Origin of the sequence: Cellulomonas sp. PS-H5, from assembly GCF_019265565.1 — a bacterium.
Classification (GTDB): Bacteria; Actinomycetota; Actinomycetes; order Actinomycetales; family Cellulomonadaceae; genus Cellulomonas.
On record NZ_JAHVCI010000001.1, the window covers coordinates 97756 to 113642 of the forward strand.

A 15887-nucleotide genomic window follows, 5' to 3' on the forward strand; every position below is an offset into this window, starting at 1 on the left:
CGGGGCGGGGCTGCAAGCGGTTGCCATGAGTTGCCCCGGTGCCGGGCGGCGCCCCCGCGGCGGGCGCCCGACGACGCCCGCGGCCACCGTCCCGCCCGGCGGGCCGGCGTCAGCCCGCGCGTGCCGCCACGGCCCCCGACGACTCCCGCACCACCAGCCGCGCGGGCACCACGACGGGCTCCCCGCGGGACCGCGCCCCGTTCACCAGCGCGAGCAGGTTCCGCAGACCGGTGGCGCCCATCGCCTGCAGCGGCGACGACACCGTGGTCAGCGCGGGGGAGACGATCTGCCCGATCAGCACGTCGTCGAACCCGACCACGCTCACGTCCTCCGGCACCCGCAGCCCGGCCTGCTGCAGCCCGCGGATCACCCCGACCGCCATGAGCGCGTTGAACACCAGCACCCCGGACGCCCGCGACCCGCCGAGCGCCAGCGCCGCCTCGAACCCGCCCGCGAACGTCGGCTCGAACGGCCCGATCCGCCGGCCGGTGATGTCCAGCTCCTGGCACGCGTCGCTGAACGCCCGCCACCGCGCGCCGTTCGGCCAGGACGCGTCGGGGCCGGCCACGTAGACGAGGTCGCGGTGCCCGGCCTCGCCGAGGTGCTCGACGGCGCGCCGCGCGCCCCGCTGCTCGTCCGCCACGACGCAGGGCACGTCGGCGAGCCCGCGGTTCATCACGACCAGCGGCCGCTGCTTGGCGACGCCGCGGATCGCCGCGTCCGACATCCGCGACGACGTGAGCAGCACCCCCTCGACCATCGGCAGGATGCGCTCCGCGGTCTCCCGCTCGATCCCGGCGTCCTCCCGGGTGTCCTCGACCAGCACCCCGTACCCGGCCGCGGACGCCGCGACCTGCGCGCCGCGCAGCAGCTCGGCGTAGATGGGGTTGGCCAGGTCGGACACGAGGACCGCGATCATCCGGGTCCGGGCGGTCGACAGCGCCTGGGCGACCGGGTTCGCGCGGTAGCCGATCGCTGCGGCGGCCGCGCGCACCCGCTCCGCGGTCTGCGAGTTGACCCGGCCCGGCCGGGCGAACGTCCGGGACACCGTCGAGGCCGCGACGCCGGCCGCCTGCGCGACGTCGTAGATCGTCGGCGCGCGGGTCGTCCGCGGCTCGCTGCCCCCGTCGGCCTCCACCATGCCGCGATCGTAGGGTGCTGCTACGCCGCCGGGAGCAGCGAGCGGACCGCCTGCTCGACCCCGCGCAGCTCCGCCAGCCCCTTGAGCCGGCCGATCAGCGAGTAGCCCGGGTAGGTCTCGCGGAACTGGTCGTCGAGCATGCGCTGCCCGTGGTCCGGCCGCATCGGCAGCCGCGGGCCGCCCTCGCGCTCGCGCCGGCGCTCCTCGGCGACCAGCGCCGCGATCACCGCGACCATGTCGGCGTCGCCGGCGATGTGCGGGGCCTCGTAGAAGCTCCGGCCGCCGTCCTGCAGCCGCACCGACCGCAGGTGCGCGAAGTAGATCCGCTCCGCGAACCGCCGGGTCATCGCGACCACGTCGTTGTCCGCGCGCGACCCGTAGGAGCCGATGCACATCGTCAGCCCGTTGGCGGGGGAGGGGGCCGCGTCGAGCAGGTGCTGCGCGTCCTCGGCGGTCGACACCACTCGCGGCAGCCCGAACAGCGGGCGCGGCGGGTCGTCGGGGTGGATCGCCAGCCGCAGGCCGACCTCCTCCGCGACCGGCACCACCTCCCGGAGGAACGACGACAGGTTGCCGCGCAGCGCGTCGGCGTCCACGTCGTCGTAGGTGGCGAGGGCGGTGCGGAACTCGTCGAGCGTGTACCGCTCCTCCGAGCCGGGGAGCCCGAGCAGGATCGTGTCGACCAGCCGCTCCCGGGCCGCGTCGTCCATCGCGTCCAGCACGGCGCGCGCCCGGGCGGTCTGCTCCGCGTCGTACTCCGCGGCCGCGCCGGGTCGGCGGAGCAGGAACAGGTCGAACGCGGCGAGCTGGTCCGCGTCGAACCGCAGCGCCCACGTCCCGTCCTCCAGCGGGTGGCCGAGGTCCGTGCGGGACCAGTCGAGGACGGGCATGAAGTTGTAGCAGACCAGGTCGATCCCGCAGGCCGCGAGGTTGCGGATCGTCTGCTGGTACGCCGCGACCGCGCGGTCCCGCAGCGGGCCACCGCGCTTGACGTCCTCGTGCACCGGGACGCTCTCGACCACCGACCACACCAGGCCCGCGGCCTCGATCTGCGCGCGCCGGGCCTCGATCGCCTCGACCGGCCAGACCTCTCCGTTCGGGATGTCGTGCAGGGCGGTGACCACGCCCGTCGCGCCGGTCTGGCGGACCTGCGCCAGCGTGATCGGGTCGCGGTCGCCGAACCAGCGCCAGGTGTGCTCCATCGCCGTCCCTCCCGGGGTGTGGGGCGGCGCCGGTGCCGCCCCGCGTGGTCAGCAGCGTCGCCGGGGCGGAGGGTGGGGGGCAACCGGTTGCCGGAAGTTGCTCGGCGCCCTGGGCAGCGCGTGCGTGCACGCACGTGGCCGTGTTCGACATCCTCGCGGGCGCGCGCGGCGCCGATCACGAGGTCGGGTCGGCACCCTCCCGCACGACGAACGTGCGCATCCGGCTGTGCGGCGGGGCCGTCTGATCGATGCGACCCGCTTCCAGCAAGGTGTTGATCCGGCGCGTCGCCGTCCAGTAGCTGATCCGGAGCCGAGCGGCGATCGCCTTGGTGGTGACGTCTCCCGCCCGGATGGCCTGGACCACCGCCTCGAGCGAGCTGTCCTGGCGTGCACCGTCCGCAGGTCGGGATCCCGACGAGGGCGACGGAGGTGGAGCGGCGTCGTCGAGTCCCGCGAAGCGCCCGGGCTCGTCGTCCACGTCCGCCAGCTCGTATGTCGCGTACCGACGTCCGCCGGTCTTCAGCGCGAGCCCGTGATGCACCAGGCCTCGGAGGGCTGCCGTCGCTGCGTGCGACTCGACTCCCCATGCGCGCAGCATCTCGTTCGAGACCGATCCCGTGTTCCGCATCAGAGCGAGCGCGATGTGCTGCTCGTCCGTCAGGTTCGCCGCTCCGAGGGCGCTGATGCACGCGACGGTGTCTGGGTCGAGCAGGGCATGCTGCGGCACGGTGACGTGGACGTGCCCGGGGGTGACATCGAACGTCGGCGGGCTCATGCCGGCGCGCCGCAGCCGCTGTAGCACGTGGGCCAGCCCGGACCCGCGGTTCTCGCTCACCGGCATGCCGTCGGCTCCAGGCAGGTCGGCGAGGATGCGGGCGAGCGTCGCGTTGCGGGTCGAGGAGACCTCCTCGACTCCCAGCTGACTGGGGACGACGTCACCGAAGAGACCACCCGGACTCTTCACGACGAGGCGATCCGGATAGAGCTCGACCTGGACCTGCATTCCACGCGCCCCGGAGGAGTAGTCACGATGCAGCAGCGCGTTCACCACCAGCTCACGGATGACGTCGACGGGGTAGTCGTAACGGTCCTCCCGTCCCGCACCCATGATGACGGCGGCCTTCCGCATGTTCTTCCGTGCTGCCGCGATCACGCCGTCCAGCATCTCCGGGATGGTGCCGTCGCAGGTGACGTTGTCGAGGAACCTCGTCCCGTCGGGCAATGTCTCACCCAGCGACAGGCCGGGGAGCGCGACGAACGAGACGAAGAGCTGCGGCAGGAACTGCTGCGGGTAGCTGCCCAGCGAGAGCAGGCCGGCAAGCGTCGGGCGGATCGTGCCGTCGTCCGCCGGACCCACGACACCGGCCCGCGTCAGCGCGACCTCGTCGGTCACATCGCGGAACGCGCGGTTCGGGAGCTGGCGGAGCCTGCGGAGAAAGGCTGCCACGGCGTCCGCGTCGAGGTCGGCCATCTGCGCTCCGACGACGAGCTCACGGTCGTCGACCGGCTGTGTCCGGTTGGACAGCAGCTGGGTCACCTCGTAGGAGGTGAGGTGCCGGTCGCCATCGCCGCTCCGGATGAAGGACCCGCCGTAGGGGCCTCTCCGGCGGATGTGACTGGGACGACGCAGCGGATCGAGTGCAGGCACCTCGAGGTAGACGAGCCGACCGTCCTCGAACGGCACGATCTCGATGTCGGCGCGGATCGGGGGTTCCATGTCCTCATGGCACAGACCGGCCAGTGCGTCCCTGATGCGCGCGGCGTCGAACCCGGCAGCCGGGACGAACCCATCGGACTCGGAGAGGCCGAGAAGCAGCACCCCTCCGGAGCCGTTCTGGAACGCCGACAGCGTCTCGCCGGTCGTCTTCGGGAGCCCGCCGACAGCGGCCTTCACTTCGATACCGGTCGGCTCCGCGCCCAGCCGTCTGAGCCGCTCGACCTGCGCCCGGACGGCGTCCTCATCCATGTTTTGCAGTTTGGCAAACCTGTCGCGCGAGTGCAAGACACTGCAAAACACCTCTGTCCCGCCGATGCGGTCGTCGCCGAACCCGGGTCTCGTGATGCGTGATCGTGAGCGAAACCTGCAGATCGCGTCAGGTCCTTGCATAAACGCGGGTCGCGCCCCGAGGATGGCACGCATGACTCGCATCACGTTCCTGGGCGCCGGATCCGCCGTGTTCACCCGCCAGCTGCTCGTCGACATCCTGCGCTACGACGACCTCCCCGAGCTGGAGATCGCCCTGCAGGACATCGACCCCGACCGCCTCGCGATCGCCCGCGGCACCGCGGAGCACGTCGCGCAGCGCCTGGGCAAGCCGGTGCGCGTGACGGCGTCGCTCGACCGGCGCGAGATGCTCGAGGGTGCGACCGCGGTCGTCATCATGATCCAGGTCGGCGGCGTCGACGGGACGCGCAAGGACCTGGAGATCCCCGCCCGCTACGGGCTGCGGCAGACCATCGGCGACACCACCGGCGTCGGTGGCGTGTTCCGCGGGCTGCGGACCTTCCCGGTGATCTCCGAGATCGCCCGCGACGTGCGCGAGGTCTGCCCCGACGCCTGGGTGCTGAACTACACGAACCCCATGACGCTCAACGTGTGGTGGTGGTCCGTCGTCGCCCCCGAGATCAAGGTCGTCGGGCTGTGCCACTCCGTGTACTGGACCGCGAACGACCTCTCCGAGCTGGTCGGCGTCCCGTTCGACGAGGTCGAGTACGCGGCCGCGGGCGTGAACCACCAGGCGTGGCTCACCGAGTGGTCGCGCGGCGGCGAGAGCCTGTACCCGCTGCTGGAGGCGAAGCTCGCGGAGGACCCGGAGCTGCTGCGCCGGGTGCGCGTCGAGATGTACCGCCGGATCGGGTACTACCCGACCGAGACGTCGGAGCACTCCTCGGAGTACCTGCCCTGGTTCCTGCGGTCGGACGAGCAGGTCGCGCAGTACCGGCTGGAGCCGCTCGTCTACCTCGACATCTCGGAGAAGAACCTGGCCGAGGTGGAGCAGGTGCGGCGGCAGCTGGCCGCCGGCGAGCCGCTCGACCTGCCCGACGAGGGCGCCGCGGAGTACGCGCCGCAGATCATCCACTCGCTGCTGACCGGCACGGCGCGGAAGATCCACGTCAACGTGCCGAACGCGGGGTACATCGACAACCTCCCGCAGGGGGCGGTCGTGGAGGTGCCGGCCGTGGTCGACGGTGACGGGGTCCGCCCGGTCGCGGTGGGGTCGATCCCGACGGCGGGCGCGGCGCTCAACCGGACGATGCTGTCGGTCGCCGAGCTCACCGTGCAGGCAGCGCTGACCGGCGACCCGCGGGCGGTGCGGCAGGCGGTGCTGGTGGACGGCAACGCCGCGGCGACGCTCACGCCGGAGCAGATCTGGGCGCTGTGCGACGAGCTGACCGAGGCGCATCGCGCCCACCTCCCGCGCGCGCTCGGTGGCGAGGTCGACCTCGTGCTGCCGTAGCCCCCGCGCGTCCCGACGGAGAGGACGGCGCCGCCCCGACCGGGCGGCGCCGTCCTCTTCTTCGTGCGCCCGCGGCGCGGTAGGAGAGCGGCCCGCGTGCGGGTGTTCCCTCCGCCGCAGGGTTCGGTCTACACTCACATCATGAGCGAAACACCGGTGATTCGATCAGAATCGAGCATCACGAGCGGATCGAGCGGCCTGCGGGTCGCCGTCATCGGCGTGGGCGCCCGGTCCTCGATCGCGCACCACGTCGCCACCGTCCGCCCCGGCTCCGCCGTCGTCGCCGCTGCCGACATCCACGCGGACGGCCGCGCCCGCGCCCGCGCCTCGTTCGGCGACATCGCCGTCCACGACGACACCGCGTCGCTGATCGCGGCCGGCGGGTTCGACGTCGCGATCGTGACCTCGCCCGACGACACGCACGCCGAGATCGCAGTCCAGCTCCTGCGCGCCGGCATCCCGTCGTACGTCGAGAAGCCCCTCGCGATCACGCTCGAGGACGCCGACGCGGTGCTCACGACCGCCGCCGAGACCGGCACGCCGCTGTACATCGGGCACAACATGCGCCACTCGGCCTTCGTCAAGGTGATGCGCGGCGTGATCGAGCGCGGCGAGATCGGCGAGGTCAAGGCGGTCTGGGTGCGCCACTTCGTCGGCAACGGCGGCGACTACTACTTCAAGGACTGGCACGCCGACCGCTCGCGCACCAACACGCTGCTGCTGCAGAAGGCCAGCCACGACATCGACATCGTCCACTACCTCGCGCACGGGTACACCCGCCGGGTCGTGGGGATGGGTGACCTCATGGTCTACGGCGACGTGACCGACCGCCGGGACCGCACGGGCGAGCTCATGCCCGACTGGTTCTCGCTGGACAACTGGCCGCCGGCCGCGGCCACGGGGTTGAACCCGGTCGTGGACGTCGAGGACGTCTCGATGATGATGATGACGCTCGACAACGGGGTCATGGCCAGCTACCAGCAGTGCCACTTCACGCCGGACTACTGGCGGAACTACACCGTCATCGGCACCGAGGGCCGGCTGGAGAACTTCGGCGACACCAACGACGCGGTCGTCCGGGTGTGGAACCGCCGGCACGAGTGGCAGCTCGCCGGCGACGCCGAGTACGTCGTCGAGGGGGTCGACAGCGGGCACGCGGACGCCGACCTGGAGTCGATGCGCGAGTTCCTCGACCACGTCGTCGACGGCGCGCCCACCGTCGTCTCCCCGCTGGCCGCCCGCGAGGCGGTCGCCGCCGGGTCGCTCGCCGCCGCGTCGCTGCGGGACGGCTCGCGGCCGGTCGACGTGCCCGAGCTGCCCGCCCACGTCGTCGCCCACTTCCGGCGGATCGCCGCCCCGCAGGCCTAGCCCCGCGGCACCACCAGCAAAGGAACAGCACCATGAGCGTGAAGCTGCTCGACATGGTTCGAGCCCACAAGTCCGGCACCCCGGTGGGGATCGCGGCGGTGTGCTCGGCGCACCCGCTCGTGCTCCGGGCCGCGATCGCGCAGGCGGTCGAGGACGGGACGCCGGTCCTCATCGAGGCCACGAGCAACCAGGTCGACCAGTTCGGCGGCTACACCGGCATGCGCCCGGCGGACTTCCGCGCGCTCTGCCTGTCGATCGCCGCGGAGGAGGGGCTGCCCGCGGACCGGCTGATCCTGGGCGGGGACCACCTCGGCCCGAACCGGTGGCAGTCCGAGCCGGCGGAGCAGGCGATGGCGAAGGCCCTCGACCTGGTCGCCGCCTACGTCGCGGCGGGCTACGAGAAGATCCACCTCGACTGCTCGATGGCGTGCGCCGACGACACCCTGCCGCTGTCGGACGAGGTGGTCGCCGAGCGGGCCGCCCGGATGCTGGCCGTCGCCGAGCGGACCGCGGCCGACGCGGGCCTGGCGCACCGCCCCGTCTACGTCATCGGCACCGAGGTGCCGGTCCCGGGCGGCGCGCACGAGGAGCTCGGCGAGCTCCGCGCCACGTCGCCCGAGGCCGCCCGCGCGACGATCGCGGCGCACCGGCGGGCGTTCGCGGAGCACGGGGTGCTCGAGGCCTGGGACCGGGTGATCGCGCTCGTCGTCCAGCCGGCCGTCGAGTTCGACCACCTGCGCGTCATCCCGTACGACCGCAGCAAGACGGTCGCGCTGCGCACCGTCCTCGACGACGAGCCCACGATGCTCTTCGAAGCGCACTCGACGGACTACCAGCTCCCGGAGCACCTGCGCGAGCTGGTCGAGGACCACTGGTTCGTCATCAAGGTCGGCCCCGGCCTGACGTTCAACCTGCGCGAGGGGCTGTTCGCGCTGTCGCACATCGAGGACGAGCTGGTGCCCGCCGAGCAGCGGTCCGGCCTGCGCTCCGTCATCGAGTCGACGATGGTGGCCGACCCCGGGCGCTGGGCGTCCTACTACGAGGGCGACGAGGGCGAGCAGCGCATCCAGCGCCGCTACTCCTACTCCGACCGGCTGCGCTACTACCTGCCGGACGCGGCCATCGAGGCCGCGCAGGAGCGGCTGCTCGACAACCTCGCGGCGATCGAGATCCCGCTCCCGCTGCTCAGCCAGTACCTGCCCGCGCAGTACGACCGCGTGCTGCGCGGCGAGCTGCAGAACGACCCCCGCGCGCTCGCGATGGACCGGGTCAAGGACGCGCTGCGCGCGTACGCCTTCGCCACGAACCCCCAGGAGGTGGGTGCATGACCGCCACGTTCACCGAGCTGTTCGCGCCGCTGGACGTCGAGGGCTCCGCCCACACGGCCCGCGAGATCGCGCAGCAGCCGGCCGTGTGGCGCAAGGTCGCCGACCTGCTCGCCGCCGCCCGCGCGGAGCTCGACGCGAAGATCGCGCCGCTGCTCGCGCGGGACGACGTCCGGATCGTGTTCACCGGGGCCGGTACGTCCGCGTTCGTGGGCGACACCATCGCCCCCGCGCTCGGCGAGCGGCACGGGCGGCCTGCGGAGGCGGTGCCGACGACGGACATCGTGTCGAACCCGCGCGCCGCGTTCGCCGGCGACCGGCCGACGCTGCTCGTGTCCTTCGCGCGGTCCGGCAACAGCCCCGAGTCGGTGGCGGCGACGGAGCTCGCCGAGCAGCTGCTCACCGAGGTGCACCACCTGATCATCACGTGCAACGCCGACGGCATGCTGGCGACGGAGCACGCCGCCCGCGCGCGCTCGACGGTGCTGCTGCTGCCGCCGGAGACGAACGACCAGTCGTTCGCCATGACGTCGAGCTTCTCCTCGATGCTGCTGACCGGGTGGCTGGTGACGTCCGGCGCCGGCGACGACGAGGTGCGCGCGACCTGCGCGCGGGTGGCGGCGGCCGGCGACGCGCTGCTGGCGGAGCGCGTGGGCGAGATCGAGCAGCTCGCGTTCACCGCACCCGGGCGGATCGTCTACCTCGGCTCGGGCCCGCTCGCGGGCGCCGCGAACGAGGCGGGCCTGAAGATCCTCGAGCTCACCGCGGGCAAGGTCGTGCCGTGGTCCGACTCGTCGCTCGGGTTCCGGCACGGCCCGAAGGCGGTGCTCGACCCGACGACGCTCGCGGTCGTGCTCGTGTCCGGGGACCCGTACACCCGCCGGTACGACCTCGACATGGCGCGCGAGCTCGCCGGCTCCGTCGCGGCCGGGCGGCTCCTGGTCCTGTCGGCCGACCCGGTCGAGCTCGACGGCGCGGTGACCTGGTCGTTCCCCGAGCTCGCGGGCGCGGGGGACGTCGCCACCGCCCTGGTCGCGGTCCTGGTGGCGCAGGTCGTCGCGCTGTTCTCGTCCGTCGGCGTCGGCTGCACCCCGGACAACCCGTTCCCCGGCGGCAGCGTCAACCGGGTGGTCCAGGGCGTCGTCATCCACCCGCTGGAGGGCTGAGGAGTGCCGGACCCGGCCGCGTCCACGACCCTCGTCGCCGACGGCGTCGTGCGGGGTGCGGCCGTGTCCGGACCCGGCTGGGCCCGGGTCGTCGACGGCCGGATCACCGCGACCGGCGACGGCCCGCCCCCGGACCTGCTCGGCGCGCCCGACGAGGCCGTGCGGGTCGGGGGCGTGCTCGCACCCGGGTTCGTCGACATCCACCACCACGGCGCGCTCGGGCACGACTACGGCTCCGCCTCGCCCGAGGACGCCGAGGTGGCGGCGGCGCACCACCGCGGTCGCGGCTCGACGACGCTCTGCGCCTCGGTCGCCACCGCGCCGCTCGACGTCCTGATCGAGCGGGTGGCGCTGCTGAGCGACCTGGTCACCGCGGGGCGGTTCGCCGGGATCCACCTGGAGGGGCCGTACCTCGACGCGGGCCACCGGGGGTGCCACGCGCCCGACCTGCTCCGGCCGCCGTCCGTCACCGAGCTGCGGCGGCTCGTCGGGGCGTCTCGCGGCGCGCTGCGGATGGTGACCCTCGCCCCGGAGCTCCCGGGCGCCGTGGACGCCATCCGCTACCTCGTGGCCGAGGGCGTCACGGTCGCCGTCGGCCACACGTCCTGCACCGCGGCGCAGGCCCGGGCGGCGTTCGACGCCGGGGCGACCGTGCTCACGCACGCCTTCAACGGCATGCCCGGCCTGCACCACCGCGAGCCGGGTCCGCTCGGTGCGGCGCTGGTCGACGACCGGGTGACGATCGAGCTCATCCTCGACGGGCACCACGTCGCACCCGAGCCCGCGCGGGTGCTCGCCACCGTGGCCCCGGAGCGGCTCGCCCTCGTCTCGGACGCGATGGCGGCCACGGGCCTGGGCGACGGCGCGTACGAGATCGGCGGCAGCGCGGTCGTCGTGACGGACTCCGTGGCGCGGGCGACCTCGAACGGGTCGCTCGCCGGGAGCACGATCACGGTCGCCGACGCGGTCGCCCGGGCCGTGGCGGTGCTCGGCCTGGACGTGGCCGCCGCCGTGGCGTCCGCGTCGTCGATCCCGGCTCGCGCCCTCGGGCTGCCGGCGCCCGGGATCGTCGCCGGGGCGCCGGCCGACCTGGTCGTGCTCGACGGCGGGCGGGTCACGCGGGTGCTGCGCGCCGGCCGGTTCCTGGCGTGACCGGGCCCGGCCCGGACGGGGGCGTGCCCGGCCCCGGCGGCGCGGTCACGCTCGCCGTGGTGGCGACGCCCGAGCTCCCCACCCGGAGGCTCCTCGCGGTCGCGGAGGCCGCCGAGGCGTCCGGGCTGGCGGAGCTGTGGCTGTGGGAGGACGTCTACCGGCAGTCCGCGGTCGCGCAGGCGGGCGCGGTGCTGAGCGCGACCGAGCGCCTGCGGGTCGGCCTCGGCGTGCTGCCCGTGCCGCTGCGGCACGCGGTGCTCGCGGCGATGGACGTGGCCACCCTGGCGGAGATGTTCCCCGGACGCCTGGTCCCCGGGATCGGCCACGGCGTGCAGACCTGGATGGCGGAGATCGGCGCCCGGGTCGCCTCGCCGCTCACGCTGCTGCGCGAGCACGCCGCGGTGCTGCGCCCGCTGCTGCGCGGGAAGGCGGTGACGGTCGCGGGCCGCTACGTCGCGCTCGACGACGCCCGGCTGGTCTGGCCGCCCGCGGAGCCGCCGCCGCTGTACGTCGGTGCGCACGGACCCCGGACGCTCCGGCTCGCCGGGGAGGTCGGCGACGGCGTGATCCTCCAGCTCGGCGTCTCGCCCGAGGACACGCGCGCCAAGCTGCGCGCCGTGGCCGAGGGCCGCGCCGCCCGCGATCACGGCGGGTCGTTCGGCGCCTGCGTGTACGTGGGCCTGGACGCCGCCCTGCGAGCCGCGGGCCCGCGCCGCACCGCCGCGCACCTCCGGCGGTTCGCCGACGCCGGCGCCACGACGGTCGCGGTCGTGCCCGTCGAACCCGACGGCACCACGCCGGACATGTCCGACGCCGCAGCGACGGCGGCCTGGCTCGGCACCGAGGTCCGGCCGCTCCTGGCCGGCGCGCACGGCGAGCCGCCGGCGTCCGGGGAGGAGCTGCCGTGAGGGTCGCCCAGGACCTCGACTACACCGAGGACCCGGTCGACGTCCCCAACCCCGACCGCGGCGCGTACCGCGGCCGCTGGCAGTGGGTGGGAACCCGGTTCGGCGCGACGCCGGAGGTGGACCGCCGGGTGCCGCGCGCGCCGCGCACCGGGAGCTACCAGGGCGCCACCCTCGTGGCGCCCGGCGTGGTCGGGGTCGTCGACGGCGACGACCTCGAGCCCACCGAGTTCTTCGACGGCACGGACCGCAGCCCGCGCTACGTCGGAGGAACGGGCGTCGTCGCCGAGCCCTCGGTCGCGTTCCTGGGCTTCGACCTGTGCGAGTTCTCCTCGAACGCGTTCCTGACCCGCGCGGCCGGGCGCGCGTTCGACGCCGAGCTGGCCGCCGCCGGCGGCGTGGCGACGCAGGAGATGTTCCGCGGTCGCACCGGGCGGACCGGCCCGCTGACGTCCTACGCGCTCGACGTCGTCCGCGGCGCTCTGCAGCGGGTGCGGGACGGCGAGGGCACCGCGCTGGTCAAGTTCTCCTACGACGGCAACGGGTTCGGCTTCCTCGAGGGTGGCCCGGACGAGCACCTGATCTGGGGCCCCGAGCCGACCCACGTCACGCCGAACAACCCGTCAGCGACGTGCGACGTCCCCGGGCACACGGGGAAGTCCTGGATCGAGTACCACCTGTGGCAGCTGGCACCCGTGCTGCACGAGTTCGAGGACGTGATCACGTGCGTCAAGACGGGGATGCTCGGCCCGTGGGGCGAGCAGCACTCCTCGCCCCTGGCCGAGGACCCCGCCGCCTACACGGCCCTGCTCGACGCCTACCTCGCCGCGGTCCCGGCGAGCCGCCCCCTGCTCACCCACGCCGGCGGCTACCTCGCCTGGCACAACGCCACCCACGGCACGGCGCTGACGTTCCGCGACCTCGACGCGCTCCCGGCACCCGTGCCCGGCACCCCGGAGGCGCGGTTCGGCTTCTTCCACGACAGCTACGCCGCCGGCTGGTCCGAGGACGGCTGGTCCGACCACGGCTCGCTGTCCGAGGGGAGCGCGATGCTGGTGCCGCCCGGCACAGACCCGGGCTTCGACCGCGACACCGTCACCGCGTGGGTCGGTCGGCAGGGCTCGGTCGTGCAGGGGGAGGGCGGGCTCGCGCCGAACGTGTTCTCCCGGCTGCCGGGCGCGATCGTCGAGGCCCAGCGCCTCGGGACGACGCTGCTCAACCTGCGGCACGGGGACTACCGCACGTGGAACGACGCCCGGTACACCGAGGACCTGGTGTCCGCGCCCGTCACGCTCCCCGGCCCGGGCGACGGCGCCGAGCCGCCGTACACGGGGCGCACGGTCCGGGCTGTCTTCGACCCGGTGTACGCGGGGCGGACCGGGCTCGAGTACCTGCGCGACCGCCTCGGCTACCGCCTCGTGCTGCGCTCGTCCGAGGTGTCCGACGCCGTCGACGCCCGGACCGGGACCCTGGAGTGCGCCGGCCACGTGCAGAACGTGGGCTTCGGCGGCGTCGTCAACGCCAAGCAGGTGCGGGTGCTGCTCCGCGCCGTCGACGGCGCGACCGAGTTCGCGGCGCCGACCGACCTGGACGTGCGCGCCTGGCTCCCCGCCGCCGACGGGGACGGCCGGGCCGAGAACACCGGCGCCTGGCACGCGTTCGCGTGCGCGATCCCGATGACCGCGTTCGGGGCGGTCCCGGCGGGGGAGTACGACGTCCTGCTGCGGATCGCGGACCCCAAGGAGACCAGCGAGAACCGGCGCGGCGTCCGGTTCGCCAACCGCGGCACCTGGGCGGCCGGGCTCGGCGCCAACCGCATCGGGCGGGTCGTGGTCCGGTGACGGCGCAGGACACCGTCGACCGGGACTTCGGCGGCGCGAGCGCAGTGCGGCGGAACTCGCTGCTGTTCTTCCTGGACGGCGTGACCTTCCAGCCCTCGGTCGCGCTGCTCTCGATGACCGCCGTCATCCCGCTGCTCCTGGAGCACCTGCGGGCCTCCACCGCGCAGTTCGCGATCGCCACGAGCGTCGTGTCCCTGGGCACGTTCGTCTCGCAGCCGTACTTCGTGTCGCTGTGCTCGCGGACCCGGCGGATGGCGCGGACGTTCGCGGTCGTCCTGCTGGTCCAGCGGGGGCTGTTCCTGGCCTTCGTGCTGGCGATGCCGCTGCTCGCCGACCACGCCGGCCTGATGACGTGGCTGTTCCTCGCGTCCTGGACGGTGTTCAACGTGCTCGCCGGGTCCGGCACGCTCTTCAACGTCCCGCTGGTGCTCAAGCTGCTGCCGCCGATGCGCCGGGCGGGGCTGCGGGGCGTCGGCATGGCGATCGGGAGCGTGCTCGCGCTGGGGGCAGCGGCCCTGATCCCCCTCGTGATCGACCGCCTCGCGTACCCCTGGAGCTACATGGTGCTGTTCGGCGCGGGGCTGGCGTTCCTGTTCGCCAACGCGGCGGGCTTCTGGTTCATGCGCGAGCACGACGACCCGGAGCCGCGGGTGCCGATGCGGGTCACCGAGTACCTCCGCGACGTCCCGCGCACGCTGGGCCGGGACGCGACGTTCCGCGCGATGGTGATCTCGTGCGTGTTCCTGGTGCTCGCGAACTCGCTCCTGCCGTTCTACACGCTGCACGCCATCCGGACGTTCTCGGCGAGCGAGCAGCACGTCGCGCTGATGGCGTCGCTCGCCATCGTGTCGGGCGTCGCCGTGAACCTGGGCTTCGGCTTCGTGATCGACCGCCGCGGGCCGGTCGCGCTGTCGCCGGTGGCCGCCCTCGCGGCGACCGCGGCCGGGGTGGTGGGGCTGGTCAGCGGCTCGCTCGGCGGCGTGACCGTGGCGTGGGTGCTCGCGAACGTCGGCGCCGCCTGCTACCTGAAGACCACGATGCTCATGCTCGGCGACGTGAGCCCGAGCGGCCGGGCGCCGTCCTACGTCGGCACCCTGTTCGCGATCTCGATGCTGGTCTCGTCGGTGGCGGTCCTCGCGCTGGCGCCGCTGCTCGACGCCCTCGGGTTCGGGGCGCTGTTCGTGCTGGTGGCCGGGTGCGGGGCCGCCGGGTGGTACGTCAACGTGCGGGTGTTCCAGCCGCGGCTCAGAGCCGCGCGGCGCCGAGTGCCGGGATGAGCCGGCGGGCGTTGTCGCCGACGACGGCCGCCACGTGCTCGGCCGGCAGGTCGAGCGCCGAGACGCGCCACCGCCCGGTCCCCGGCGGGTCCTCCGGCCCGTAGGAGAAGTGCTCGTCGGCGGTGGCGAGGAACCGGTAGTACGTCGCGTAGGCGTCGGCGCTCGGCGGCGCGACGTCCGTGCCGAGGACGAACCGGTCGGGGTGGTCCGCGATCAGGCGCTGTGCGCGGCGCGGCTGCCGGCCCAGCTCGGCGATCCGCGCGGCGATGTCGCAGGCGAAGTTCGGGTACGTGCGGAGCATCCGGTCGACGCGGTCGAGGTCCTCCGCGCAGCAGCCGACGTGGGCGCCGATCACGGTGACGTCGGGATGAGCCGCGACGGCGGACTCGAGCGCGTCGAGCAGCCGACCGAAGGTGGGGGACCCGGGGCCGCGGACGTGCCACTCCGGGTGCTCCAGCAGCTCCTCGACGCGCTCGTTGTGCCGGTCGAGGGGCTCGAAGAACGCCGCCGGGTCCGCCGTGTGCACGGTGACCGGGAGCCCCGCCTCGGCCGCGGCCCGCCACATCCCGTCCAGGCGCGGGTCGTCGAGGAAGATCCGCCGGCCGTGCTCGTCCTCCAGGCCGAGGCCGATGTCCTTCCACAGCTTCAGCCCCGTGGCGCCCCGGGCCGCGGAGTCGGCGACGGACGCGGCGATCCGGTCCGGCCACCCGGGCGTGGCTGTCTCGCCCCAGTCGACGCGGCAGAACGTGGCGAACCGGCCGGGGTGCGCCCGGTCGTACCGGTCGAGGTTGCGCTCGAGCTCGTCCGCCCAGCAGCCGTCCAGGTTGACGATGGTGCCGACGTTCCGCTCATCCATCAGGTCGACGAGCGCGGCGACGTCGTCGACACGCCACTCGCCCGTGTGCCACCGGCCCAGGTGGTTGTGGGCGTCGACGGCCGGGGTGGCGCAGCGCAGCACCTCGGTCTCGGCGGTCCGGAGCATCGGCCGCGGCGCGAAGTCCCGCAGCCGGAGGTCGGCGAGGTCGTCGGTGGTCATCGCGTTCCCCTCCGTC

The 15887-nt window shown here is 74.0% G+C and carries 12 protein-coding genes; 8 read left to right on the top strand and 4 right to left on the bottom strand.

Annotation, left to right across the window (positions count from 1 at the left end; translation table 11 throughout):
• Window positions 1-109: 109 nt before the first annotated feature.
• The 3 genes from J5O08_RS00365 to J5O08_RS00375 form a co-directional block, all read right to left on the bottom strand.
• On the bottom strand, window positions 110-1141 hold the full coding sequence (locus J5O08_RS00365) for a LacI family DNA-binding transcriptional regulator (protein WP_218704873.1): 1032 nt from the start codon (window positions 1139-1141) through the stop codon (window positions 110-112).
• Window positions 1142-1161: 20 nt separating this feature from the next.
• Window positions 1162-2343 carry a mannonate dehydratase gene (gene uxuA, locus J5O08_RS00370; RefSeq protein ID WP_218704874.1) on the bottom strand — a complete coding sequence of 394 codons (1182 nt, stop codon included), beginning with the start codon at window positions 2341-2343 and terminating at the stop codon, window positions 1162-1164.
• Between the two features lie 175 nt (window positions 2344-2518).
• Complete coding sequence (locus tag J5O08_RS00375; RefSeq protein ID WP_218704875.1) at window positions 2519-4309, bottom strand: ATP-binding protein; 1791 nt, start codon at window positions 4307-4309, stop codon at window positions 2519-2521.
• Window positions 4310-4481: 172 nt separating this feature from the next.
• On the opposite strand from J5O08_RS00375, the gene melA reads away from it, so the two are divergent.
• The 8 genes from melA (at window position 4482) to J5O08_RS00415 (ending at window position 14835) form a co-directional block, all read left to right on the top strand.
• Window positions 4482-5801 carry an alpha-galactosidase gene (gene melA / locus J5O08_RS00380; RefSeq protein ID WP_218704876.1) on the top strand — a complete coding sequence of 440 codons (1320 nt, stop codon included), beginning with the start codon at window positions 4482-4484 and terminating at the stop codon, window positions 5799-5801.
• Window positions 5802-5942: 141 nt separating this feature from the next.
• Window positions 5943-7169: a Gfo/Idh/MocA family protein gene (locus J5O08_RS00385; protein WP_218704877.1), complete on the top strand. Its 1227-nt coding sequence runs from the start codon at window positions 5943-5945 to the stop codon at window positions 7167-7169.
• Window positions 7170-7201: 32 nt separating this feature from the next.
• Entirely contained in the window at window positions 7202-8497 is a 1296-nt protein-coding gene (locus tag J5O08_RS00390; RefSeq protein WP_255589018.1) for a D-tagatose-bisphosphate aldolase, class II, non-catalytic subunit, read from the top strand.
• Window positions 8494-9660, top strand: a complete 1167-nt coding sequence (locus tag J5O08_RS00395; protein WP_218704878.1) for an SIS domain-containing protein — start codon at window positions 8494-8496, stop codon at window positions 9658-9660. Before J5O08_RS00390 ends, J5O08_RS00395 begins: the two co-directional genes overlap by 4 nt.
• A gap of 3 nt (window positions 9661-9663) precedes the next feature.
• A complete protein-coding gene (locus J5O08_RS00400) occupies window positions 9664-10812 on the top strand; it encodes an N-acetylglucosamine-6-phosphate deacetylase (protein WP_218704879.1) in 1149 nt (382 codons plus the stop codon).
• The gene (locus J5O08_RS00405) at window positions 10809-11720 is read left to right on the top strand and encodes an LLM class flavin-dependent oxidoreductase (protein WP_308281203.1); all 912 of its coding nucleotides are present in this window, start codon (window positions 10809-10811) and stop codon (window positions 11718-11720) included. Before J5O08_RS00400 ends, J5O08_RS00405 begins: the two co-directional genes overlap by 4 nt.
• Window positions 11717-13558: a DUF4832 domain-containing protein gene (locus J5O08_RS00410; protein ID WP_218704880.1), complete on the top strand. Its 1842-nt coding sequence runs from the start codon at window positions 11717-11719 to the stop codon at window positions 13556-13558. The genes J5O08_RS00405 and J5O08_RS00410 overlap by 4 nt, the downstream gene beginning before the upstream one ends.
• Window positions 13555-14835, top strand: coding sequence for an MFS transporter (locus J5O08_RS00415; RefSeq protein ID WP_218704881.1), 1281 nt, complete (start codon window positions 13555-13557; stop codon window positions 14833-14835). The genes J5O08_RS00410 and J5O08_RS00415 overlap by 4 nt, the downstream gene beginning before the upstream one ends.
• Here the strand turns inward: J5O08_RS00415 and J5O08_RS00420 are convergent.
• Window positions 14804-15871: an amidohydrolase family protein gene (locus tag J5O08_RS00420; RefSeq protein ID WP_218704882.1), complete on the bottom strand. Its 1068-nt coding sequence runs from the start codon at window positions 15869-15871 to the stop codon at window positions 14804-14806. The genes J5O08_RS00415 and J5O08_RS00420 overlap by 32 nt on opposite strands.
• Window positions 15872-15887: the final 16 nt, after the last annotated feature.

What these genes read in the sequence shown, in the direction of transcription:
- J5O08_RS00390 (WP_255589018.1), top strand. Translation starts at nt 7,202, where the DNA reads ATGAGCGTGAAGCTGCTCGACATGGTTCGAGCCCACAAGTCCGGCACC.
- J5O08_RS00420 (WP_218704882.1), bottom strand. Translation starts at nt 15,871, where the DNA reads ATGACCACCGACGACCTCGCCGACCTCCGGCTGCGGGACTTCGCGCCG.
- J5O08_RS00385 (WP_218704877.1), top strand. Translation starts at nt 5,943, where the DNA reads ATGAGCGAAACACCGGTGATTCGATCAGAATCGAGCATCACGAGCGGA.
- J5O08_RS00365 (WP_218704873.1), bottom strand. Translation starts at nt 1,141, where the DNA reads ATGGTGGAGGCCGACGGGGGCAGCGAGCCGCGGACGACCCGCGCGCCG.
- J5O08_RS00395 (WP_218704878.1), top strand. Translation starts at nt 8,494, where the DNA reads ATGACCGCCACGTTCACCGAGCTGTTCGCGCCGCTGGACGTCGAGGGC.
- uxuA (WP_218704874.1), bottom strand. Translation starts at nt 2,343, where the DNA reads ATGGAGCACACCTGGCGCTGGTTCGGCGACCGCGACCCGATCACGCTG.
- melA (WP_218704876.1), top strand. Translation starts at nt 4,482, where the DNA reads ATGACTCGCATCACGTTCCTGGGCGCCGGATCCGCCGTGTTCACCCGC.
- J5O08_RS00375 (WP_218704875.1), bottom strand. Translation starts at nt 4,309, where the DNA reads ATGGATGAGGACGCCGTCCGGGCGCAGGTCGAGCGGCTCAGACGGCTG.